This window comes from Guptibacillus algicola (genome assembly GCF_020171805.1).
Classification (GTDB): Bacteria; Bacillota; Bacilli; order Bacillales; family Guptibacillaceae; genus Guptibacillus; species Guptibacillus algicola.
Window position 1 is genome coordinate 1 of the sequence record NZ_JAIVAF010000004.1, and the last position, 23,175, is coordinate 23,175.

A 23,175-nucleotide genomic window follows, 5' to 3' on the forward strand; every position below is an offset into this window, starting at 1 on the left:
CTTTCCAATGAGGGAAAGTGGATTTATCGCATGAGAAAAGAGAAGGTTGAGCGTAGCTTCGCAGATTCAAAAGAACTGCATGGGCTGCGTTATTGTCGCTTGCGTGGAAAACAAAAAGTACGAGAACAAGCGTTACTGACAGCCGCCTGTCAGAATATGAAGAAGATTGCCCTTCACCTAGGCCGGGTGAGCTAGGTGAAGGAGAGTTTTTTTCATATTACTAACTTCAAAATTCGAAAACCCATACCTCAAAATATAAACCAACAAAAAAAGCTTGTAGAAGAACCTGGGGTTCCTCTACAAGCTGAAGGCAAGCCCTCACTTTGAGGACTTGCCTTTACTCTTTTAGCGTAAGAACACATGATTACCAATAATCGTTGTAACCTCTTTGCCTTCTAAATAGCTGCTCTGTGCTTTATCAGGGTTATAGAAGAATAGTGATTCTTTATCATACCCTTGATAAGCGAGCGCTTCGTTTACTGCGCGCTTCGATTCATCACCAGCTGGTTGATTGATCGTACCGTTCAATACGGGTGAGAACTGAATGCCATCATGGATTACACCATGAAGAGAATCAGGAAATTCATCACTTTGAACGCGATTTAGTACGACAGTCGCTACCGCTACCTTACCAGCGTAGCTCTCGCCTTCTGCTTCAGCTTCGACTAGACGAGCAAGAAGGTCTTTTTCATAGTCGCTTGCCACTACTGGAAGCTCAAGCTCTTCTCCTGGCTGAATTTCGTGATGTGATTTATTGTTCATTGCCTGCAGTTGCTTTGCTGGTACACCATAATTTGTTGCGATTTTATATAGTGATTCGCCCTTTTGGACGGTGTGCGTATTTTCTTCGGCAGAACTTTGCGTTGGTAATGAGAATGCTAGAACGCAAGTCGCTGCAATTCCTGAGATCCACATTTTCTTAAACATGCGAAATCTACCTCCTAAAATCAGTCTAGTACTAAAGTAACACAGGAGGTGACCGCTTTTCATTATTAATTCTTTCCAGTCCTTCCAATGAAACGAACTACGACTTGAAAGGTGCAGAGGATCCACATTCTACCAAATGGAACTCTATTAAAATTCCAATCGATAAACCTGTGCTATTTTCCCTCCATGTTTCTCTTCTGGATCTATTTCAAAATCACGTATGTAACGAAAACCGTTTTTCTCCAACACCATACTAGAACCTGGATTCTCTTTAAGACAACATGTCTCAATAGCTTCGAGCCCAACTTGGTTTTCACCGAATGCTATAACGCGCTTTACAGCTTCCGTTCCAATTCCTTTATTCCAAAAGGGTGGAGCAACCCAGTAATCGATCGCTCCCTGGCCATCTTTTTCAACTCTGAGCGATATACTTCCAGCAAATTCACCATCAAACAGAATAGCAAACGGAAAGTGTTTTCCTCGCTCTTTCTCCTCCATAACAATCTTGTACCATTCCTTCGCCCCACCTTCTGGATAGGGTTCCGGAACATTCGTCGTTCTAGCAACCTCTTTTTGTGAAACATAGCGTTGTACAAGAGGTATATCCTTTTCTTCTACCATGCGAATAGCGATTGAATCCATAGAGTTCCCTCCAACTCAACATTCTTTATAATTGTAAATGCTTTTGCATCTTTGCGTTATTCTCAGCTAACCATTTCTCTGCCTTAAGAATCATCCAGTCTCCGAAACCATCAAGAAAAGCTAGGATTGCTTCTATTTCTTTTGGAGGGTTTACTGCGAAATGCAAAGCTCTCCTCATCTCAACCTCTTTTTCTGGATAATGCTTCCTGAACAGTTCAAACGCAGGATACAAGTCTCTCGTATAAGTCTGTTCACGTTCAATCACCAAAGCTAATCCACAGCGAATGATGATCTTCATAATCCACACGCAGCAGTCCTTCACGTCCTCCGGGTCTTCGTTTCCTTCTAGTTCATCCTTAGCTTGAAGAAGCAACGGTTTTAAGTGATAAATGTGAGCATTCGCTAGCGCTTTATCCGCTCTATAGTGTGGTAACTTCTTTTGTACGTTATCTCCGTAGATACAGATGCTATGGGTTTTGATCATGAAGGGAATCATCGCAAACCGACTTGTTTCTAACACGTCCTCTAAGGAAAACACACTCATCTCCACACCGTTTACAAATGGATAGCGTTCAATAAGATCCTGCTCAATTTTATTAAGTGCAGTTGAACGTAACTCCTCTTCCTTCGAACGAGTAATGAGAATCATATCTAAATCTGACACACCTTCGATGCCGAATCCTCTTGGAACAGACCCTCGCACATAAATGCTATGAATCTCTTCTCGAAACGACGACAACAATTCTCTTTTTATGTAAAACATCGCTTCCTGAAAGTTAGCGGATACATTGTTCATTGATGAGGTGTTCACAATCACTCCATCGGCATCCACCTTGCATACATCCCCAATCCTTTTCACTTCTTTCACGTCATCACCTCTTTCATTTCCCCAATACCGTTTATGTATAGTAATTCTTTAAGAGACTCCAGCCACATTCCATATCTTTTTAACAACAAAAAAACTCCCAACAATTCGAATCTATACTATAGTGATCGATAAGACTAGACACTATGAAGTATTTTTTAAACAAAAAATTTCTCTTTTTATTATTTATACGAAGCAAGAACGGGTATAGTTTCAAGAACGTATCTTCTAGTAACAGGAGGCCGGTCATGCACCGCAATCAAGCAAAAGAACTCATACAAATGAAAGAACGAGATCTTAAACTACGAGAAACACTTCTACAAGAAGGCACGCTATTCGATGGCTACCATATCGAAATGGAGAAAATACATATAGAGAATGGTCTAAGGCTGACAAACATCATGGAAGAGATCGGCTGGCCAAATGAGAAGAAGGTTGGAAAGGAAGCCGCTGATGCTGCATGGATTATCCTTCAGCACGCGATCAGTTTACCTCAGCTACAGCGAAACGCGCTTCCTATTCTTGAAGAGGAAATGAATGCAGGAAGGATCGAACCGTATCGCTTTGCTCACCTGTTCGATCGTATCTCATTCTTTGAAGGGAATCCACAGCGTTACGGCACTCAGTTCGATTGGGACGCCGAAGGAAAGATGAGCCCATGGAAGATTGAAGATGAGGAAAATGTCGATCATAGACGTACTGAAATCGGACTTTCTCCTCTTCAAGAGGAAATCGACCGTATGCAAAAAGAGATTGAAGAGAACAACGTCTCTCCACCCTCTTCCATGAAAAAGCGAATGGCAGAAGTTCATGAATGGCGTGAACGAGTCGGGTGGCTTTAGGGTAAAAGCGACCAGGCAAGATAAAGTGAAACGCCAGCAACTAGAAACATAATCGTTGAGACAAGACGACTGTGTCGCAATTTAACGCCGTAAGAAATGAAGAAAATGGCTGCAGCAAGCTTGGCAAGACTTTGTAACGAAGCTCCGAAAGTTGAGTTGCTGAGTATGATTGCCGTAAGTAACGTCACGATGATCAGTACTTTAAACCACAGCGGCTCTCTCATAAAATGTTTAACCATCCATCTGATTCGTCCCATGTTCCCCCCCCTATTCATGAACAGTGTATGGGCTTATCCCATCATAGTTGCAAGAAATTGAAAGAAAGCAAAGCAACCAATCGAAGCAAGACTAAAAGACAGGACCGCCATCGAAAGAAAAGGATGCTGGTCGTGTCTTTTTAATTGCAATAAGTATGTAATTGAAAGCACGACTCCAACGAGGAACGAAAGAACAAAGAGTGCGTTCATCGCCATCGAAAACTGGAGAACAGATCCAGCTAGGAAATTCACTAGATAGATTACATTTACAAGTAGTAACAAGATTAACACTGTCTTTTTCATGTATACCTCCTCAAACGTCCCTTTCTATTAATGACGAATCGATACAGAGAAAGTTTCATCCAGCATGGTTAGGTAAGTTTAACAACGTTCAAAAACTCTCCCTTTTAGCATGAGCGCTTAGCTTATAAAAGCCACATCTTAATCCTTCGTTGGACTCTAGGTGTGGTTTCTCTCTGTGTTTTTCTCATTCAAAGCCATTACTATTAAACCCTATCAACCTAGATTAAACCTCCTCAATTTAATTAGCTTAAAACTTTTAGTATAACGTTATTTCTATCGTTTGTAGATTGGGAAACCAATTCTATTAAGGACCTTTTAACCTCTCCAAGTACCCGTATATTTCCCAATATTATTATCTTCTGACTCATGTTAACATTAATTTTGTAATAGTCGAACTTTTCTGACATACATATCCGGGCCCGGGATCTGACCAGCACGAGCACATAGTTTGATTGTTATCGTTATAAAATCATGAATGGAGGAAAAGAAATGAAAGTTACTTTAAGAAGACTCAGTATCATTCTCAGCATGGTTCTTGTTCTATCCTTATTGGTTGGTTTCTCTTCACCTTCTGCATCTGCTAAGCCGGTAGACAAAGGACCAAAAAACTTCCTCGTTGGTTTTAAAACAAATATTAATCAAGCTCAAATTAACAACATACAGAAATTAGGCGGACAGGTTAAGCATCAGTTTAAATTTATGGACACGATGCTTGTTTCATTGCCTGAACCAGCGGCAAAAGCTCTTAAGAACAACCCGAATGTTTCTTATGTAGAAGAAGATCAAGTTGCACATGCGATTGGACAAACAACACCGTGGGGCATCCCTCACATCAAAGCAGATCAAGTTCATGCGACTGGAAACACTGGCTCTGGTGTTAAAGTTGCAGTTCTAGATACAGGAATCGACGCTAGCCACGAAGACCTTAACGTTGCTGGAGGTGCAAGCTTCGTTTCAGGTGAGCCTGATCCATACAATGATGGCAATAGCCATGGTACACACGTTGCAGGTACAGTTGCTGGACTAGATAACAACGTTGGTGTTCTTGGTGTAGCGCAATCTGCTAGTCTTTACGCTGTAAAAGTACTAGACAGCGCTGGTAGCGGAACGTACAGTGGCATCATTCAAGGAATTGAGTGGTCAGTGGACAATAATATGGATGTGATCAACATGAGTTTGGGCGGCAGCTCTGGTTCAACAGCACTTAAAAACGCGGTTGATAATGCCTATAACTCAGGTGTGTTAGTTGTTGCAGCAGCTGGTAACGAAGGAACGTTCTTCGGCTTCAACACGATCGGCTACCCTGCAAAATATGATTCTGCAATGGCAGTCGGTGCAGTAGATTCCAACAACAAACGCGCTTCATTCTCAAGTGTAGGATCTGAACTTGAAGTAATGGCGCCAGGAGTTAACATTACAAGCTCCGTTCCAGGAAATAGCTACGCAAGCTACAACGGAACGTCTATGGCTTCTCCTCACGTTGCTGGAGCAGCTGCGCTTATCCTGGCTGGCAACCCTAGCTTATCAAACGCTGAGGTTCGTCAAAAGCTTAATGATACAGCAAAACCTCTTGGTGACTCTTTTTATTATGGTAACGGCGTAATCGACGTGTATCAAGCGACAAGATAATAGAGTAGTATACAAGCATGGGTCGATATCTATTATGACCCATGCTTTTTGATGTATAAATAGTGGTAAGCTATTAATGCCTAACAATTCTTTGAGAATCTGAAGGTCTAATAGAAAAAACTAAGGCAAAAGACTCTCATCGCCTTAGTCTTTTTTACGCTTAAAAATAATTTCAAAAAAAGCGGACATCCCATAGCTTTTTGTACCTGGTGCAAAGATTTGCACTAACTCCCAACCTTCTTTCTCATGTTCAGCGATGACTTCGTGGTAGTCGTCCTTAGGTTTATTAAAAGAAGACAAATCAATTTTCACAAACTTATGTTCATACAAATTATATGACCTCCTTTATCTATTCATTTTGTATACGTTCATTACTTTAAATAGTTTCAAATATATGTAATTCCTCTCTCCGTCTGAAGCTAACAAATAAAAAAAGAGACCGGTTTACCCAGCCTCTTTCTCCTACTTCAATTTAATTTGGACCGGCTTACTTTCCTCTGCATGAATCGTTTTCTTCCTGTTCTTTTGCAAAGCCGTTCTTTTTACTGAGCTCGTTACATCGTGAATCATATCCCCCACATCATGAGCGGACTCGATTAACGGATCAACGGCTTCCATCTTCCCTTTTACATCAACTGAAATTTCGTTTGCTTTATGAATCAGTTCTTCTGCTTCTTCTGTAATGCCATCTACAGATGTCCTGACGCTAGACAGCGTCTCCTTTGTTTCAGCAAGTGTTGCCATGACTTTTCGTAAAGTCAGAACCAAATAGATAACGAGAACAATAAACGCAACGGCCGCAATGGTAGCACTCCACCCAATCATAAGACAACCTCCCTTCTTTTCTCTAAGTCTATGAGGGCGGGTCTTCGTACATTCCTTCGTTACTTGAGCAGATGACGAACAGAGGACAGATGAACTATGTATGAAAAGGGGTTAATCCGTAATTTTGGATAAGCTCCGATTAAATTGAAATGAAAATTTGTCGCAGACGTGCTAAGCTCCATAAGTTTAGTAATCACTGAAACAATTAAATATGATTACATCAAATACATATCAGCTATAGATTTATTTTTAATAAATCCAAGGTCTTCATAAAGCTTAATCGCTCGATTATCTTTGATTACAGCTAACCGGGTAGCTGGGTACTCTTTACTCGATATGTTTATAGAATGCGTTAACAAAAATCGTCCAAGACCTTTATATTGATGTTCAGCATCCACCGCTAAACTCATTATTAAAGGATAGTCCTCAAATTCCATGTGTAGACAGATTCCAACAATGTTGTTAGTACTCTCATCGGTAATAACCCTTGAACACTTATCCATGATTTGATTATCTTTATATTTTTCTATGAATTCCTTAATATGTTCGATATAATCCTCTTTACTTCCAATTTGTTTATATGCTTGATTTGCTTTATAGGATCTCATAATTAAAGATGCAATCTCGTTTATATCTTCCCATAAAACAGATTTTGATGAATAACCATCCGGAAGTGTTGACTTCATTGATTGTGTCGGGCGAATCATCCAATAATTCACTTCCTGCACCTGGCATCCAACTTGTTCATAAGTTGGAATGTGTTCTTCTACAATGTCTCTTAGGATAATTTTCTCATCACTCTTTGAAACCTTTTTCAAATAATTTAAAAGCATATGGGCTAATCCTTTATAATCCTCATAGGGTGGGACAACAAATAAATCTGACATAAAATTAGGTTTTAAGAATACCCCGCCAATGGTGTTTTCATCTTTCATAATTAAATATCCGCAGTCAAAGATTGATGTAATTTCGGTTAATGTCGAAGAGGACCTTCTAAAATAGTAGTCTGCATATTTTTGTCCATAATAAATGGAATAATATCGTATGTATTCTTTTGGTTCTTGATAAACTAACTTCAAACCATCTCCTAAATCAATAAGATTATTCAACGATTGAGCCTGCTTATGCATATGTTACTCCCTCTTTTCTTCAACAAAATTCCCAACATCTATTTTTCTTAAAAATGGGAGCTTACCCTAATTTCGAACATAATTGGTAAAATCTCGCTTCAAAATCCCCATTACTATAGAATCATGGTACTCCCCGTCATAATATAAATCTTCTCTTATTCTACCTTCTTCTTGAAATCCTAACTTTTTGTATGATTTGATTGCTCTTTCATTGAATGAAAATACATCCAACCCTATTCGATTTAGATTCAACACATCAAAACCATACTTTACTAGGAGCGACATTGACTCAGTACCATAACCTTTTCCCCAATACTCCTTTTCAAATATTGAAATTCTAACGACTGATTTTTTATTGTGATGATCGATGTCCAGCATCGCGATGTCACCAATAATTTGGTCTGTTTTTTGTAGACAGACTACAAGGTCTATTCTCGACTGGTCTATTGATATTCGGTCAAACCAACTCTGTACCCCCTGACGACTAAACACAATCTGTGTACCTGTTAGCTTTCTGCCTTCACGATCCCAAAGAGCTCGGGTATAGAATATGTCTAAGTCATCCTCTTCTACTGGTCGTAGATAAACCTTTTCATCTTGAAGAAATTTAATCTTGTTTTGTTCCATTTCATTTCCCCCTCTACCTGCCTTTGGTTTAATTTTAGAATTAATAGAAACCAATTGATATGACTACTTTTTTTTAGAATCAATCTATCAAAAAAAAGATTACCTGATTAGGTAATCTTTTTTCTCGAGTAAATGATTTTTTTAATTGTTTCGATCGAGAGGTGATGCATTTCTGCAATCTCATCTAATGAGTTTCCCTGTAAATAATCTTCTTTTATCCTACGATTTCTCTTCAGTAGTTCTTTTCTAATACCGGTTGATGCCCCCCATTTTTCACGGTTGCTTTTGGGCTTAGGTACATAGAGTGTTTCGCCTTGGATGTATTTTTGTAATTCCTCTAACAATTCATTAGGCAAAGCTTTTTTTGCATTTATATATTTCATTTCTGCCAGCTCCTTATTTTTTTCCGACAAATAATAAGGTGCAAAGCCAAATGAATTATTTAATATGGCGATATTAAAAAAACGTTACCTCATGCAAAGAATCGCCATTCATTCACAGGCTTTGCATGAGTGTCTCTCGTTTTTACATTCAAGAATTCACTTACATTCATATCGTTCACCACCATCATTTTTTCTATTTAACTCCTATCATCTCAAACTATTCTTCCTAATACAATTTCTCTCTTGGTTCAGATATAGAGAACCAACTCGAGCACACTAATTACTTGGAAGTAAGGCTATTTTCAAACAGATCTATAATATGGAGAAATCTTTCTGCTTCACGGAAGACATGGTCTGCAAGGAGCGGGTGGATGTTACTCTTGATCCTACATTCTTCAATCAATTCTTTTGCTGCTTTCTTAAAATCCCTTAATGCAACTACTGATACACGATTTTCATCCAAGAACTGATCTAACAGAGGTGGCGTTTCTGATTGTGGTCGCATTGAATCTAAGTCAATCGCTTGAAATACCAACTGATCAAAATCATGACTAAATTCTCTAGCTTGATCAACCAATTTCCTTTCTGAAGGATCTAGAAGGTGACCAATAAATTTTGAGTGATCTGCCATGATTCTTAAGAAAAACACATTTTCTTTTATTATTTTTGCAGCTGTTGGTTGTAATTTTCCTTCATTTAACTCTTTTAACCTTTTTGCAAAATATGCGGCCTCCCGACTTGTATGGTCAAGTAATAATGGAAAATTATTAGATGTAATCTCACATCGTAATGATAATCCTAGAACTTTCCTCTTATACGCCCAAATGGAAGTAGCCGCTTGATATACTTGCGAATTAAAAGTTGCGATTTGTTGAGGATCCGAGTTTACAGAGTACGTACTTAATTTTTCTTCAACCTGTTCAAAAAGATCGATGAATTGTTGTGCTTCTTGGATTAGTTTCGAATCATTAAAGCTAAATCCCAGACTTAAAAATAAAGCATGCTCTTTCATAATCCTGGACCAGAATTGGATTTCATCTAATGAACGGGATACAAATGCATTGTCCATATATTCACCCCTCATTTAGTTTTCACCTTTCTGATTATATTCACCGATTTATCCCTTATGTCGATGGTAAAATTAAGTTTAGTATTCAGCCCTTATCTTTGAATGATTGCTTTAATCTGTTTCGAGCAGAAGTAACTTCAACTAGTTACATGACACTTTTAGTTAGAATGAGCGCCAAAATTGAGTAGGGAATAGGGACTAATGGGACTATCCCCAAAAAGCCAAGAAATGCACCCTTCTCTTTTCGTTTCTTTATGTAATAAACAATGTTTGGAATAAGCGTAAGAACAGAAAGTTGGGTTACAAGACCAATAATATCAAAAACATATGTATCTTGCGGTTCTCTAAGAAAAATACCTACCGCTTCAAAAAAGCATAACGTTACATACACGAACCACATCATGCCATTGAACCATAAGAATTTAAAAAACAGAATTACTCCCCCTACCTTAATCAACTTTACTCACATTATACACGTGTAATTTCACCACTTTTATCCTTATGGTTTTCACACTTCCTCCCTAGAAACCCCCATTACTTTCTATACCAAACTTTCTTCCTACAACCACCTATTACACAATAGTATCGAAAGGTATTGGGTAAGCTAACGAAAACACTTCTAGAGGAGTTAATTATGAGATCAGCATTTCTACCTTTACTCTTACTACTGGTCGTACCAGTTATCATCGTTTCAAAGAAAATCAACGAACATGATAAGATTTTGGAACACAGACAAAGAGATCGTACAGGCATAAGATAGGCATGAAAAAAAGACGGAGCTCTCCGTCTTTTTGTGTATTTGTTAAGATGTTTCTAACTGCTGCTGTGCTAGCTTAAAGTATAGCGATTTGTTCTTCATCAGCTCATCATGTGTATCACGCAACCATCTTCTAGCACAAGAAAGAGATTAGACGAACAAGGTGATTGTTAAACAGACTCGATAAGCCGGTTACGAGCACGCTTACCTTAGTTTGATTTTTCCATAAGGACTGAAGATCATATACATACAGACAGACTATCAATAAATAATACCATCCAAAATGAACGGAAATGTAGGATTTGGTACTGGTTACGTGATCTAAATGACATTTGTGATTTTCTTCTTCTCATTCTCCCTTTCCAATCTTCAGATGCAAATTTTGTCCTCTATTTTCAGTACCCCAGTGGCAAGTGTGTTTTCAAAGCTATTCCTTTTTTGAAACAAGTACGAGACATCCTCATAGAATAATTTGAAGTTTTCGATGGAACGGAGGTTATTTTATGTCGATACTTAAACTCATTAAACAATTAGTCCAACAGGAACACAAAAAAATTTTATGCATTCTTGAAGAAAGAATAAGAGAGATTAAACAATGTCCTGGACCACGAGGACCTCGGGGACCAGAAGGACCAGAAGGACCACAGGGACCACAAGGGCCAGAAGGACCAGAAGGACCAGAAGGGCCACAGGGACCACCTGGGGTATTCTCTCCGGTATATGCAAATATTTTTGATAACGCCGATCAAGCATTAGTAAGGGGTAGTAATGAAGTTGTTCGGTTTAACCAATTTAATCAGCCGCAATCTGTCATCTTTGGTGGAATTACCGCAACTGCAACTTCTCTTACTGTTCCAGTAGCTGGTGATTATGCTATCTTGTGGGAAACAGTGTTTCTTCCCCTTTCCAATCAACAACACGCTGCGTTCGGTATCTTTGTTAATGGAGTTCTGCAAGACTCAACCCGATCGGGGTCAGCAGTTTTTTCTGATCAGCAGGTCAACATCATCGGTTCTACTTCAATCATTCAATTAGCTGCTGGAGATACGATTGCACTACGTGTATTAATACCAGCTGGCAGTTCCCAGACCACAGTCAATTTAGATGCCCAGATCCAATATCCTCCCTTTAATAACGCATCTCAACAACCAATTAACAGTGCTTCTCTCAGAGTGTTTAAATTAGGTCCTACTTAAGAGGACATTCATAATAAACTACTGAAAAAGTCTTCTTAACGGACATTTGAATTTATGTACTGTTAGGAAGACTGATTCTGGGACATGTGGACAAGTTCGCCCCTCCTTTTAGCCGCCCAAAAAATACGTAAACGTTAATTTCTCTGATGTATGTACCATCTACTAGTACATTCCTATGGGGGATACATAATACTCATATATGACAAAGAGCGCTTACCTTTTGTTCGGTAAGCGCTCTTTGTGTGTAGCAAAACTAATCGATTAAGGTTACTTTCGTAGAAAACTTAAATCCATCTATTACTACCTCTCCATTTTATCAAAGTACATGAATTCTCTAGAAGCTGTGTCGTTTGTAAAGACCAGATAATAAATGAAACCCAGCCCATCCGTCTTTTTCTGTATTCATTAGGAGGTTTCTAACTGAAACTGCTGCTGTGCTAGCTTGAAGTATAGAGAATGGTTCTTCATCAGCTCATCATGTGTCCCCGTCTCAATCACACTTCCATCCTCCATCACAAGAATTTGATCAGCATGGATGACGGTGGAAAGTCTGTGCGCGATGACGATCGTCGTTCGGTCTTTCATGAGGTTATTCAGTGCTTTCTGAACTTGCACTTCAGATGTACTATCAAGACTTGACGTCGCTTCATCCAATAAGAGAATCGATGGATCTCTCACGATTGCCCGAGCGATTGCGATACGCTGTCGTTGACCCCCTGAAAGCTTGATCCCTCGCTCTCCGATTTCAGTATCGAGCCCATTAGGCAGATCCATAATAAACGGCAGTGCATATGCCTGTTCAGCTGCATTCTTCAGCACTTCGTCTGAGATCGAACTCTCCAACCCATAAAGAATATTCTCTCGTATCGTTCCTGCAATTAGCGGACTTTCCTGGGAAACGTAACCGATTTGATTTCGCCAGGACTCAAGAGAAAACTCCTCAATATCCGTTTCACCAAGAGTGATCACACCATTTTGAGGTGTATAGAACCGCTCAATCAGTGAGAATGTCGTCGTCTTCCCACTTCCACTCGGACCGACAATCGCGGTGATTTTACCAGGTGGAACCTGAAAGGATGCTCTTTTTAAAATAACCTCTTTCCCATAAGAGAATTCCACATCTCTAAACTCGAGAACCTGAGAAGAATTCGCTACTTCTTTCCCCTCTAAGCGGTCTTCACTTTCATGATCAAGAAGAAACTGTAACCGCTCTGTGGCCCCCATCGCCTTTTGGATGGCAGTAAGAAACCTCGCCATCGAGCTAAATGGAATGATGATTTGAAATAGATACAACAAAAACGCAACGAGTTCCCCAGCACTCAGTTCACCAGTCGACACACGCACACCGCCGTACCCTACGATGATGACCACAACTCCCATCAACAAAAGCGTCATGATCGGCATGAGAAGAGCGTATATTTTCGCTTCCTTCATACTGTATGAGAAGACATTCTTAATGCCATCTTCCCCATTTTTCTCCTCTACGTTTTCAGCTAGTGAAAATTTCACAAGGCGAATTTCAGAAAGAACTTGTGTGATCGTCGCCGTGAACTTAGCCGTTTCTTCTTGGAGTCCCTTCGATACTTTGTACATCCGTTTTCCAATAAAACGAATGCCCAGCATCATAATTGGAACGACTGTAAGGAGGATCGCCGTCAATCGCCAATCAAGATAAAGCAAGATCGCAATGGACCCAACGATCGAGAGCGTGCTCGTTAACAGATTGATCAGGTGATTTGAAACGAGGTCTTTAATCACACCCGTATCATTGACGATGCGGCTCGTCGTATCCCCGACACGGTTGCTGTCAAAGTACGTCACCTTCATTGAAAGAACTTTCTTCATAAGTCGTTCTCGCAGCCTAGCGACAACCGATTCCCCTATGTAAAGAAGAAGGTACATCGAAAGTCCTGAGAAAATCGCTTGAAGAACGAATGCGGCGATTAATAGGCCGATGATCCCGTTCGATAGTGTACCTGAGGAAAGCTGATCGACTAAATTTTTCGTAAAAAACGGGACGATCAACCCAGCGACCGTTCCGATAAGGCTCATGACGATCGCGATCGTCACAAGTAGTTTTGAAGGCTTCGTTTCTTTAATTAAGCTTGCGAGCCCTTTCCAGTTCATCCGTTTTTCGGACGTCTCTATATGTTCACTCATACTGTCAGCCCCTTTGATACTAAGTATAGCTTGAAAAGACAAGAAATCACAAAACCAAGTTTGATCACTAAAAAAAGGCCCTGTTTAGAACAGAGCCATCAGTGGTTTATTGATATATTTTAAGCAAATCCCATATCTTATCGCCGTTCCACATCTCTTCTGGGGCATCAACATAGTTGATTTCAAAAGCTGCATGCCCACCAACAGCATGACTTGTGCCGAAGTTAATCCCTATACGATCCTCGGTAAAATACGTAAACGTTTCGGAGTGTTGGTCGGTTCCAATCCCGTCTAACGAATCCGCATTTTGAAGATCAGTGACAGAAACATTTTCTTTTAGTTCTTTTTCGAACTCTTTATGATCTGGATTAACAGGTTGGAACGCGTCCGATTTGAAAAGTTCTATGAATGATTCATTCGCATTTATGACGTCTGTTAGTCTGATTCGCTCCATGTTTTCGAGATCAATATTAGTCGTGTAGAAAAGGTTATTAGGATGAGCTGCACCTTCAACGTATCCACTGCCTGCATACTGAACACTTAAGAAATATGGACTTTCATACGAAACAGCATAATCCACTTCAAGGTCTAACCCTTCTGAACCTTCATAGAAGTTCATTACTTTATATGCTTCGTTAAAAAGAAGGTCGTTCACTTCATCCTGCTTGGCTGTATCCGATGCGTTCGTAAGTTGAGGATAGGAGATCGTGACACCATCCTCAGTATACACATCTTCTGTAAGCGTGTAGGAAAGTTCGGAGGTATCATCAGAGCTTACATCTTCGTTAGAGCTCCCCTCCTCATCTCCCTCTGTCGTTGAGTCGTCGGTTTGATCCTCTTGATCCTCACTAGAATCTGTATTGTTCGCTTCATCTGAGTTCATTTCCTCAGTGTTAGACTCCTTGCTTTCACTACTCTCATCAGCTGTTGCTTCAACTTTCTTTTCTGGGTCTGAACTGCTACTGCTTTCCTCTGTTTGACCACATGCAGAAAGAATAAGACTGAAAGACAAAAGGCTAACACCAAAAATCGTCATTTTTTTCAATAAGCTATCTCCTTTAGTCGTTGTATAACATAATCATACTTGAAACCGACCATAAAAAATATACCTTATTTGTGAAATTTTTCTAAAATGACAGCAACAAACTCAACCCGTTTTGGATTGAGTTTCTGCCTATTTCTTAATTAATTCCCATCATCGCAAGGAAGATAATCGCAATCGTGGCGACCATCGGGATAATTAGTCCTACCACGAATACATCTTTGTAGGAATCTTTATGCGTGAGTCCTGTTACTGTGAAAAGTGTTAATAGCGCACCGTTATGAGGAAGAATCGATGCACCTGAAGCAACAGAAGTTATTCTGTGAAACGCTTCAAGACTTAGTCCATTTTCAACTGCAATGTTGTAATACTCTTCACCGAGGGCTTCAAGCGCAATTCCCATACCCCCTGACGCTGAACCTGTAATCATCGCTAAAAGCTGAACGGCAAACGCCTCTGAGAAATACGGACTTAGTGGAATCGAGAAGATCAAGTCTTTTACCGCTTCGAAACCAGGAGAAGCTGTTACGACAGATCCAAACCCAACAGCTGCACTCGTGTTGATCGTAGCCATAACGGAGCCAGATGCTCCTTTGTTGATCGAACCGATGAAGTTTTTAAATTCCTTCCAGTTAAATGCCATGATCAGAAGGATCCCAATTAACAGGGCAACAAGGATACTTAAATCCTCGAAAGCATTAAGCGTTATAACAACTGCTATCAGCGGAATCAGAGAAAGAATCCAGTTCGGAAGCTCGTCTTCTTCAATCGTGTTTACTTCATTATCGCCCTCTGGTTCAGTAAACTTTTCGTCCTTCTTCACTAGCTGTTTCTCACGGAACTTCAGATAAAAATAACCGCCTACTGCCATAATTAGTCCTGCGACAATACCGAGGATCGGCGCTGCCATCGTAGACGTTTTGAACGTGTTGATCGGAATGATGTTCTGAATCTGTGGTGTTCCTGGAATCGCCGTCATCGTAAAGGTGAATGCACCTAATACAAATGTGGATGGGATAAGCTTACGCGACACGTTTGCGCGACGAAACATCGCAACGGCCAGTGGGTAAACGGCAAATACCACTACGAATAAACTCACCCCGCCATACGTTAGGACGGCCGCCGATAACAGCATCCCTAGGATGGCACGTTTTTCTCCGATAAGGTTTGAGATTTTATATGCAACAGACTGTGCGGCACCTGTATCTTCCATCAACTTACCGAAGATCGCTCCAAATAAGAAGATCGGAAAGTACGATTTTGCAAACCCAACGAATCCTTCCATGTAAGTGGATGTGTATGTATCAAGAATGTTCATTCCACTTAACAGTGCAACGATTCCTGATACAAGTGGCGCGATCCAGATGATAGACCAGCCGAGATAAGCTAGAAGCATCAACAGTGCAAGGCCTATAAGTATACTAATCATGATGTCCTGTCCTCCTAAAGATGTACTGTTTGCTCTTACTATGTCCAGCGGTGCCTGGCACTACCCGTTATTTATCAATAATTGTCGAAAGCATAAAAAACGCGCAAAACTCCTAGCAAGTTTTACGCGTTTTCCTTAACTATTTACTTTCGCTGTTCAATGATTGAATTTGCAACATTTACAAGCTCATCCTTTGTCATCGGCTCATCATTACCATCCCGTGGAACGACTGAACGAAGACCAAACATGACGTTGCCATTTTCACTCAACCAGGTTAATTCTCTGATACTTTCCGAGTTGTTGAAGGAAGCACCGATGTCATTATCAAGCTCCACATTCAATTCTCCGAAGCTAACCTTTTTCCCCTTTTCATCTCGTTGCATCAAAGAAAGCTGCTCATCTTCTTTTGAATAATACAATGTAATATCGTTTGGTTCTAACTTTGTTTGTGCACTCGCAGTAACTTCTTCAGGCTCAAACGGGATGCTTTCCATGTCCGGTGCTGTTAATACATTTCGAAATTCTTCAGATAGCTTTTCAACTTCACTCTTCACTTCTGAGTTGGCCTCCATAAGAGTGTTAAGATGATTTTCTGAGCTAGAACTGCCTGAATTGCACGCAGCAAGTGCTAAAAGGGCTGATAATATCATGACGAATTTTAGTTTCATTGTAAAAACCTCCTTTATGTCAGACGAAAGAAACAAAAGAAATGTTTCACAATGTAGAAAATCGACTAAAAGAAATGGTTACGTGACGTTTCTTCAAATACCTTCCAATGCCCATTCATCATCGAGATGTACTCTCTCATCACAATGTAGTTCTTTTGTTTTCCTTCACCATTTTCCGTCATAACGAAATATGTATCTGAACCTCGATAATCGATCGTAATCACATCATTTCCTTGAAACGTTCCCTCTTCCGTGATGATTTCTTTTAACGCATTCGATTCGTTAATATCTAGAAATACGTTGTAAGGGCCTAGAAAATTAATAACCAACAATACAACGACGACACCTGAAATGATGAGCAGTTTCTTCATGATAATTCCCCCAGTTACTTGTGAATGACCCACCTAGTTTAACATAATATTCCATTAAAGATTAATTAACATCACCTAAATAAACAGGTCTTTGCTCATTTTCTCTAAGACCGATGATCTCTTGGATTAACGCTTTCGGATACACTCTCATTTCGTTTAATTGTTCTAATTCAACCCATTCCAAGCCAACTTGATGAGAATCTGGATCTGTCGGTTGATTCCCGTTCCCTACCCGTTCACATGCAAAATAAAATTCGACCTGGTGAACTTCCGAATCAAATGATGCATGCTCATGGTTCTTGCCGATATATTCCCTTATAAAAAGAAGGTCACCCACCATAATTGTATGTCCTGTCTCTTCCATGCACTCTCTTAATAGAGCTTCAGGGAATGTTTCTCCGTTGTGCTGTCCACCTCCAGGAAAGAGATAGAAGTATCCCTCATCATCCTTATTCTTAGTTAACAACACCTTATTATCTTCCATCATAATAGCTTTCACTGAATTTCTAATGCTCATGTCACTTCCCCCAATTTTGTTTTCTTTTAAGAAGGAGTCCACTGAAACGAAGTTGAATAACACATTTACAATAGGAAAGGAGGTAACTATTAATGTCTAGTTTCATCTCTCATATTGCAACTGTTGAAATACCTGTCAGCAACCTTCAAACGTCTCTTTCATTTTATCAGGAAATACTAGGCGTCGAGATCCATTTTCAAGGTAAACAAAACGCCATGCTTACGTTCAACAAAAAGGGTGTGCCGACAATCTTTTTAGTCGAAACGGCATCAACTGATAACATGTCTTTTCAGAACTCCCATACCGATGTCGTACATAGCATCATCGATTTTTACACGCATGACTTAGAAGGGTTTTACCACTGGTTACAGGAGAAAGGAATTGACGTTGGCTCTTACAATGTAAACCCTGATCATGGATATGGCGGCTTTGGTTTTAGGGATCCAGACGGCAACTTACTTAGCGCTACCAACGTTTTGCATCCTGGACAATAACGTCCACACAAACACAAAAAAGACACCCCGCACAAGGGTGTCTTTTCATGTTAGCTATTAAAAAGTATGTGCTGCGTCCTTCGCACGCGCAATCCCGTTTTCTCTAATTTCTTCAGCTTTCTCAGGCATCATCGCATGTCCTTCAATATACACATGATCTAGAGTAGGCACGCCGTAGAATTGCATCATCACACCAAGGTAGCGATGTCCCATTTCCATCTCTGCAGCTGGACCTTCTGAATAAATACCGCCACGAGCCTGAATGTGCATAGCTTTTTTGTCAGTTAGTAGGCCAACAGGTCCTTCTGCTGTGTATTTAAATGATTTACCTGCAACTGATACGGCATCGATATACGCTTTTAGTACAGGTGGGAAAAAGAAGTTCCATAGTGGTGTTACGAATACATATTTGTCTGCATTGATGAACTGTTCACAAAGCTCGGAAAGACGATTTACCTTTGTCTTCTCGTCTTCTGAAAGCTCTTCAAAACCACTGCCATCTTGGAGCTTACCCCATCCACTGAAAACGTCAGCGTCGATTTGAGGGATATGCTCTTTATATAGATCCATATGGATGATCTCGTGATCAGGATTAACCTCTTTGTATTGGTCAATAAAAGCCTTACCAGCGGCCATGCTGTATGAATACGTCTCATCGTGAGGATGAGCTGTGATGTACATTACTTTAGTCATAATTCTCTCCCTTTCTGTATTACTTTAAGGCTCGTTATAGTATGTGTTAATTGAAATAGAATCTTTCAACACCTCGAACCAAAGTGTTTTGAAATAAAGTATCTTGAAACAAAGATAATGGTAATAGAGATTTCTTCATAAATCAACTATTATGCTTACTGATTCAAAAAAAAAAAGCGAGCATTTCTACAATAGAAATGCTCGCTTCACATATAAAGAGCTTACGCTTTACGATAAGCTCGTCGCTCTGCATATGACACGCACTTATAACAAACAGGTTTGCGATTATCTTCATTGTCTAAATAATACTGTGGACGGACTGGCTTTTGTTTACAAATCATGCATTTCTCTAAACCAAATACCTTCCGAAAGAAGCTTTTCATATCCTCAGCTCACTTCATAGATGATTGTACCTTTCTATATAGTATACAATCCATGGCATTTTAAGTGCTAAAAAATAGCCTGAGATCGAGCTATTGGATTGGCATGAATGCTACTTTCCAAATCCCACTTTCATCTTTTATCATCTGATAAGCGCTAGTTCCACGGCTATTATGAAATTCAATATAGCCAGTAACGTCATCCATCTGCTTGAATTCCCCATCTTGAATTCCTTCAACATATGTTAACATACTTTCCTTCGTTCCCCGATCACTCTCTGGAATCTTCTCATCTTCTTCTTTTGACCACTTCACGTGTCCTTCTCTGTCCGTATAGAGAGCGTAGTGAACATCATGATCTTGTTGTAACGATGCGTATATATGTAGCTTCGCGATGCTAATAGGTTCCAATCCAGTAAGATGTTCCTCATTTAAATCTTCTGCAAAATTCTCATACGCCTTCATTTCATGTGCGTCGAGTGTAAATTCTTTGACCTCTGCCATCTCAACTTGCACTTCCTTAACTGTCTCCTTGGCGTCTTCCTTATTCGTTTGATTACTTGTAACACCTTCATCACTACACCCAACAAGCAAACCGAATCCTAACACGATTGAATAAAATACCCTCTTTTTCACAAGATCCCCCCTTTATCTTATCCCACTAATAAGTTCTAACAACCACCTCACATCCCTTCCATAATATTGGAACCCATCTGTACAATTCCCAAAAAAAACATGACGCGCGGAAACCCACACGTCATGCTTAACACTCTATCTTTTATGCTTTTTTGGGCTTTTGAAACTTACTCAACATTTCATACACAAGAGGTACGATTAGTAGCGTGAGGAGCGTCGAGCTCGCAAGACCACCGATTACGGTTAGTCCAAGACCTTTACTGATGATGGAACCACCTTCGAAACCGAGTGCGAGTGGTAATAGCGCACCGATTGTCGCGAGAGCCGTCATCAAGATCGGTCGTAAGCGCGTCATACCAGCATCGAGTAATGCTTCACGCGTTGAATAGCCTTCTTTTTCTTTCTGGATGACGCGGTCGATCAATACGATACCGTTCGTAACCACGATTCCGATCAGCATCAGTGCACCGATCAGGGCTGAAATACTTAACGTTTCGCCACCGATCAATAGGCCGAGTACTGCTCCTATAATCGTGAATGGAAGAGAGAACAAAATCGCAAATGGTGCGAGCGCGCCTCCAAAGAAGATAACGAGCACAACATAGACGATTGCGATCGCTGCAAGCATCGCAAGACCTAGCTGGCTAAAGGATTCATTGATATCCTCAGTTACCCCGCCGATCGAGATCTCAATCGAATCTGGATGATCGATTTTGTTCAATTCTTCTTTCACATCAGCTGATACGGAACCAATGTCATCCGTCTTCGCTTTTGCCGTTACACTTCCGTAAACTTTCCCATTACGTCGTGTAATCGTATCTTCAGTCGTTCCTTCTTCAACGTTAAACAGTTCGTTGATTGGTACAGATACGCCAGTGGGTGACTGAATTTCTTTATCTGTTAGATCTTCAAACGTCTCGTAGTCATCTTTCTCAACTTCGATGAACACTTGAAGCTCTTCTCCATCTTCTTTGATAGTCGTAATTTCTGAACGCTGGCCGTTCTGACCAAGTTCCATGCCGACTTGACCTGCAGTTAGCCCTATCTGACTGAGCTTTTCTTGATCAGCAACGAGCGTATATTCTTCATAAGACTCTGAAAGGCTTGATTCTGCTTCGTTCAAGTCATCCTCGTCATTAAGAACGCCTTCTACTTCTTCTACATAAGGTTTGATGTCATCCATCGTATCGCCAAACACTTGAACCTGGATGTCGTTACTAGAACCTGTTGATGAGAAGTCCTGATTGTTCCATTCACCTTTGTCAGTCATGTTTTTCAAATCTTTGATGACCTGTTCTTTTTCTTCAGAGAAGTTCTCCGTGTCATCTGCATACATCACGAAGAATGCTGCCTGGTTCGATGCCCCAGGATTCATCGGATTTTCTCCACCAACAGAGTATTGAATAATTTCGACATTGTCGCGTCCTTCAAAATACTCTTCTGCTTCAAGAGCGATCGACTCAACATCTTCAAGCGTTTGACCTGGTGCAGGACTGAACGTTGGCATCACCATCTTCTCTTCTTCACCTGGTAAGAAACTAACGCCTACTAGTGGAATCATTGCGATACTACCTACTAGTACACCGATCGCAACAAGAGATGAAATAATTTTATGACTTAGAACACTGTTTAGAGCTGAACGGTACCAAGTAGCGAGTTTCCCTGGACCTTCCTTATGGCTCTTCATCGCTTGTTCTTTATTTAATAATGAATGTGACATCATCGGTACGATCGTAACCGCAACAATTAATGATGCAAGTAGTGCAAAGACTACTGTCAATGCGAATGGTAGGAAGATTTGCCCTACAACACCTTCAACGAGTCCTAGCGGTAGGAATACAGCGATCGTAACGATTGTAGACGAAAGGATCGGCATGAACATTTCCTTCGTTGCGGACCTGATCAATTCCTTACCTTCTAACTTCTCTTCTTTCAGCGACATTCGCCTGTATATATTCTCCACAACAACAATCGAGTCATCGACAACCCGTCCGATCGCAACCGTCATCGCTCCGAGGGTCATGATATTAAGCGTGATCCCCATCTGATTTAATACGAGTAACGCAATAAATAGAGATAGCGGAATCGATACAACCGAAATCAACGTTGTTCGTATATTACGCAGGAACAACAAGATTACGATGACAGCAAACAATCCGCCGAACAATGCTTTATTCAACATCGTACTCACTGACTCTTCGATCGGCTCACCCTGATCGAACGTAAAAATGAAATCGATGCCGTCGAGTTCGTTTTCAAACTCTGCAGCTTGTTCCTTCACCAAATCAACAACGTCGACCGTGTTGGCTTCTTGCGACTTGATGACTTGGACTGTGATCGATTCTTCACCGTTCGTACGTGAAATTGACTCAGCGTCCGCAACGATTTCGAACTCAGCAAGTTCACCTAAAGCAACTGTAGGAATGCCTTGTTGTGCATTAGCACTTTGGGCTGACGATGCTCCAGCTGCACCTTGAGCTGGTGGTGTCCCAGTAGCTCCTTGCCCCTGTGGAGCTGTCCCAGCTGCATTCTGCCCTTCTGCAGCACTTCCTTGTGGTGCTTGTGCGTTTTCTGAAGGAATCATCGGAATTTGTAGTTCTTCTAAATCATCGATCGTTGTGATGTTTCCATCGATTACGACAGATTTTTGTGTATCATTAAACGTATACAACCCTAATGGGAATGCTACTTTAGAGCCTTTTATTAAATTCGTTACCGATTCCTGATCCATGCCGCGTTCGGCTAGTGCTTCCTCATCAAACTGAAGCTGAACTTCTCTTACTTGTTGACCAGCAACTTGAACGTCTCCTACACCATCTAATCCTTCGAGTGCAGGAGCAATCTTGTCTTCAACCGTAGAAGTTAACTCAGCGAGATTGCCATCCTCATTCGTAACACTCATACTGATAACAGGAAATGCATTGAAGTTGACTCTCGATACATCTGGCGACTCTGCGCCTTCTGGTAACGAAACTTCGTTGACGGCTTCTTGTAATTCATCCTCTGCTTCATCTAAATCTTTACTGAAATTATATTCAAGCTGCAGACTAGAAGCATTCTGGAATGAACTTGAGCTTACGGTTTTCATGCCACTTAAGTTCTGCACCTTCTGCTCGATCGGTTCTGATATCTCATCAGCCACCTCTGCAGGTGTCGCTCCTGGATACACAGTCGTAACCGTAATAATTGGAGGATCGATATTTGGAATCGTTTCTAACTTCATATTTAATCCGGAATAAAGACCAGCAGCAGTAATGATGATGGTCATCAGCCAGACAGCAAATTTATTGTTCATCGAAAAATTTATTATCTTACTCATACGTTCTCCCCTTC

25 protein-coding genes and 1 pseudogene are annotated in these 23,175 nt (G+C 40.5%); 6 read left to right on the forward strand and 20 right to left on the reverse strand.

Features of this window, described 5'->3' with window-relative positions; translation table 11 throughout:
- A pseudogene (locus LCM09_RS14030) lies at positions 1–180 on the forward strand (transposase); the annotation flags it as partial.
- A 165-nt stretch (positions 181–345) separates the two neighbouring features.
- On the opposite strand, the gene LCM09_RS14035 reads toward LCM09_RS14030, so the two are convergent.
- From LCM09_RS14035 to LCM09_RS14045, 3 genes are all read right to left on the reverse strand, one after another.
- A complete protein-coding gene (locus tag LCM09_RS14035; protein ID WP_224883100.1) occupies positions 346–927 on the reverse strand; it encodes a cell wall hydrolase in 582 nt (193 codons plus the stop codon).
- A 147-nt stretch (positions 928–1,074) separates the two neighbouring features.
- The gene (locus tag LCM09_RS14040) at positions 1,075–1,569 is read right to left on the reverse strand and encodes a GNAT family N-acetyltransferase (protein WP_224883102.1); all 495 of its coding nucleotides are present in this window, start codon (positions 1,567–1,569) and stop codon (positions 1,075–1,077) included.
- 25 nt (positions 1,570–1,594) lie between these two features.
- The gene (locus LCM09_RS14045) at positions 1,595–2,437 is read right to left on the reverse strand and encodes a nucleotidyltransferase (RefSeq protein ID WP_224883104.1); all 843 of its coding nucleotides are present in this window, start codon (positions 2,435–2,437) and stop codon (positions 1,595–1,597) included.
- 245 nt (positions 2,438–2,682) lie between these two features.
- On the opposite strand from LCM09_RS14045, the gene LCM09_RS14050 reads away from it, so the two are divergent.
- Positions 2,683–3,276 (forward strand): DUF6624 domain-containing protein, encoded by a 594-nt coding sequence (locus LCM09_RS14050; protein WP_224883106.1) that lies wholly within the window; start codon positions 2,683–2,685, stop codon positions 3,274–3,276.
- On the opposite strand, the gene LCM09_RS14055 is transcribed toward LCM09_RS14050, so the two are convergent.
- Entirely contained in the window at positions 3,273–3,533 is a 261-nt protein-coding gene (locus LCM09_RS14055) for a hypothetical protein (protein ID WP_224883108.1), read from the reverse strand. The two genes, LCM09_RS14050 and LCM09_RS14055, sit on opposite strands and share 4 nt — an antisense overlap.
- Positions 3,534–3,566: 33 nt before the next feature.
- Complete coding sequence (locus tag LCM09_RS14060; protein WP_224883109.1) at positions 3,567–3,836, reverse strand: hypothetical protein; 270 nt, start codon at positions 3,834–3,836, stop codon at positions 3,567–3,569.
- A gap of 489 nt (positions 3,837–4,325) precedes the next feature.
- Here LCM09_RS14060 and LCM09_RS14065 point away from each other — a divergent pair, with 489 nt between their 5' ends.
- The gene (locus LCM09_RS14065) at positions 4,326–5,465 is read left to right on the forward strand and encodes a S8 family peptidase (RefSeq protein WP_224883111.1); all 1,140 of its coding nucleotides are present in this window, start codon (positions 4,326–4,328) and stop codon (positions 5,463–5,465) included.
- A 144-nt stretch (positions 5,466–5,609) separates the two neighbouring features.
- Here the strand turns inward: LCM09_RS14065 and LCM09_RS14070 are convergent, their stop codons facing one another.
- From LCM09_RS14070 to LCM09_RS14095, 6 genes are all read right to left on the reverse strand, one after another.
- Positions 5,610–5,795 carry a DUF4177 domain-containing protein gene (locus tag LCM09_RS14070; protein ID WP_224883113.1) on the reverse strand — a complete coding sequence of 62 codons (186 nt, stop codon included), beginning with the start codon at positions 5,793–5,795 and terminating at the stop codon, positions 5,610–5,612.
- 132 nt (positions 5,796–5,927) lie between these two features.
- Positions 5,928–6,290, reverse strand: a complete 363-nt coding sequence (locus LCM09_RS14075; protein WP_224883115.1) for a DUF948 domain-containing protein — start codon at positions 6,288–6,290, stop codon at positions 5,928–5,930.
- A 215-nt stretch (positions 6,291–6,505) separates the two neighbouring features.
- Positions 6,506–7,420, reverse strand: coding sequence for a GNAT family N-acetyltransferase (locus LCM09_RS14080; protein WP_224883117.1), 915 nt, complete (start codon positions 7,418–7,420; stop codon positions 6,506–6,508).
- 66 nt (positions 7,421–7,486) lie between these two features.
- Entirely contained in the window at positions 7,487–8,047 is a 561-nt protein-coding gene (locus tag LCM09_RS14085) for a GNAT family N-acetyltransferase (protein WP_224883119.1), read from the reverse strand.
- A 107-nt stretch (positions 8,048–8,154) separates the two neighbouring features.
- Positions 8,155–8,430, reverse strand: a complete 276-nt coding sequence (locus tag LCM09_RS14090) for a CD3324 family protein (RefSeq protein WP_224883121.1) — start codon at positions 8,428–8,430, stop codon at positions 8,155–8,157.
- Positions 8,431–8,710: 280 nt separating this feature from the next.
- Positions 8,711–9,499, reverse strand: coding sequence for a DUF2935 domain-containing protein (locus LCM09_RS14095; RefSeq protein WP_224883123.1), 789 nt, complete (start codon positions 9,497–9,499; stop codon positions 8,711–8,713).
- A 634-nt stretch (positions 9,500–10,133) separates the two neighbouring features.
- Here LCM09_RS14095 and LCM09_RS20815 point away from each other — a divergent pair.
- Positions 10,134–10,259: a hypothetical protein gene (locus LCM09_RS20815; RefSeq protein ID WP_263623011.1), complete on the forward strand. Its 126-nt coding sequence runs from the start codon at positions 10,134–10,136 to the stop codon at positions 10,257–10,259.
- 500 nt (positions 10,260–10,759) lie between these two features.
- Complete coding sequence (locus LCM09_RS14100) at positions 10,760–11,452, forward strand: hypothetical protein (protein WP_224883124.1); 693 nt, start codon at positions 10,760–10,762, stop codon at positions 11,450–11,452.
- Positions 11,453–11,857: 405 nt separating this feature from the next.
- On the opposite strand, the gene LCM09_RS14105 is transcribed toward LCM09_RS14100, so the two are convergent.
- The 6 genes from LCM09_RS14105 to LCM09_RS14130 all read right to left on the reverse strand — a co-directional run bounded on the left by LCM09_RS14105 (position 11,858) and on the right by LCM09_RS14130 (position 17,639).
- Complete coding sequence (locus LCM09_RS14105; RefSeq protein WP_224883126.1) at positions 11,858–13,612, reverse strand: ABC transporter ATP-binding protein; 1,755 nt, start codon at positions 13,610–13,612, stop codon at positions 11,858–11,860.
- Between the two features lie 106 nt (positions 13,613–13,718).
- Positions 13,719–14,657, reverse strand: coding sequence for a polysaccharide deacetylase family protein (locus LCM09_RS14110; RefSeq protein WP_224883128.1), 939 nt, complete (start codon positions 14,655–14,657; stop codon positions 13,719–13,721).
- 136 nt (positions 14,658–14,793) lie between these two features.
- Entirely contained in the window at positions 14,794–16,083 is a 1,290-nt protein-coding gene (locus tag LCM09_RS14115) for a GntP family permease (protein ID WP_224883130.1), read from the reverse strand.
- A gap of 143 nt (positions 16,084–16,226) precedes the next feature.
- The gene (locus tag LCM09_RS14120) at positions 16,227–16,751 is read right to left on the reverse strand and encodes a hypothetical protein (protein WP_224883132.1); all 525 of its coding nucleotides are present in this window, start codon (positions 16,749–16,751) and stop codon (positions 16,227–16,229) included.
- 65 nt (positions 16,752–16,816) lie between these two features.
- Complete coding sequence (locus LCM09_RS14125) at positions 16,817–17,122, reverse strand: hypothetical protein (protein WP_224883134.1); 306 nt, start codon at positions 17,120–17,122, stop codon at positions 16,817–16,819.
- 61 nt (positions 17,123–17,183) lie between these two features.
- Positions 17,184–17,639, reverse strand: a complete 456-nt coding sequence (locus tag LCM09_RS14130) for an NUDIX domain-containing protein (protein WP_224883136.1) — start codon at positions 17,637–17,639, stop codon at positions 17,184–17,186.
- 92 nt (positions 17,640–17,731) lie between these two features.
- Here LCM09_RS14130 and LCM09_RS14135 point away from each other — a divergent pair, with 92 nt between their 5' ends.
- Positions 17,732–18,133: a VOC family protein gene (locus tag LCM09_RS14135; RefSeq protein WP_224883137.1), complete on the forward strand. Its 402-nt coding sequence runs from the start codon at positions 17,732–17,734 to the stop codon at positions 18,131–18,133.
- A gap of 57 nt (positions 18,134–18,190) precedes the next feature.
- Here LCM09_RS14135 and LCM09_RS14140 read toward each other — a convergent pair whose 3' ends face one another.
- The 3 genes from LCM09_RS14140 to LCM09_RS14150 form a co-directional block, all read right to left on the reverse strand.
- Positions 18,191–18,826, reverse strand: a complete 636-nt coding sequence (locus LCM09_RS14140; protein ID WP_224883139.1) for an FMN-dependent NADH-azoreductase — start codon at positions 18,824–18,826, stop codon at positions 18,191–18,193.
- Positions 18,827–19,299: 473 nt separating this feature from the next.
- The gene (locus LCM09_RS14145; protein WP_224883141.1) at positions 19,300–19,842 is read right to left on the reverse strand and encodes an RNA polymerase subunit sigma; all 543 of its coding nucleotides are present in this window, start codon (positions 19,840–19,842) and stop codon (positions 19,300–19,302) included.
- Between the two features lie 142 nt (positions 19,843–19,984).
- Entirely contained in the window at positions 19,985–23,161 is a 3,177-nt protein-coding gene (locus tag LCM09_RS14150; protein ID WP_224883143.1) for an efflux RND transporter permease subunit, read from the reverse strand.
- Positions 23,162–23,175 lie beyond the last annotated feature (14 nt).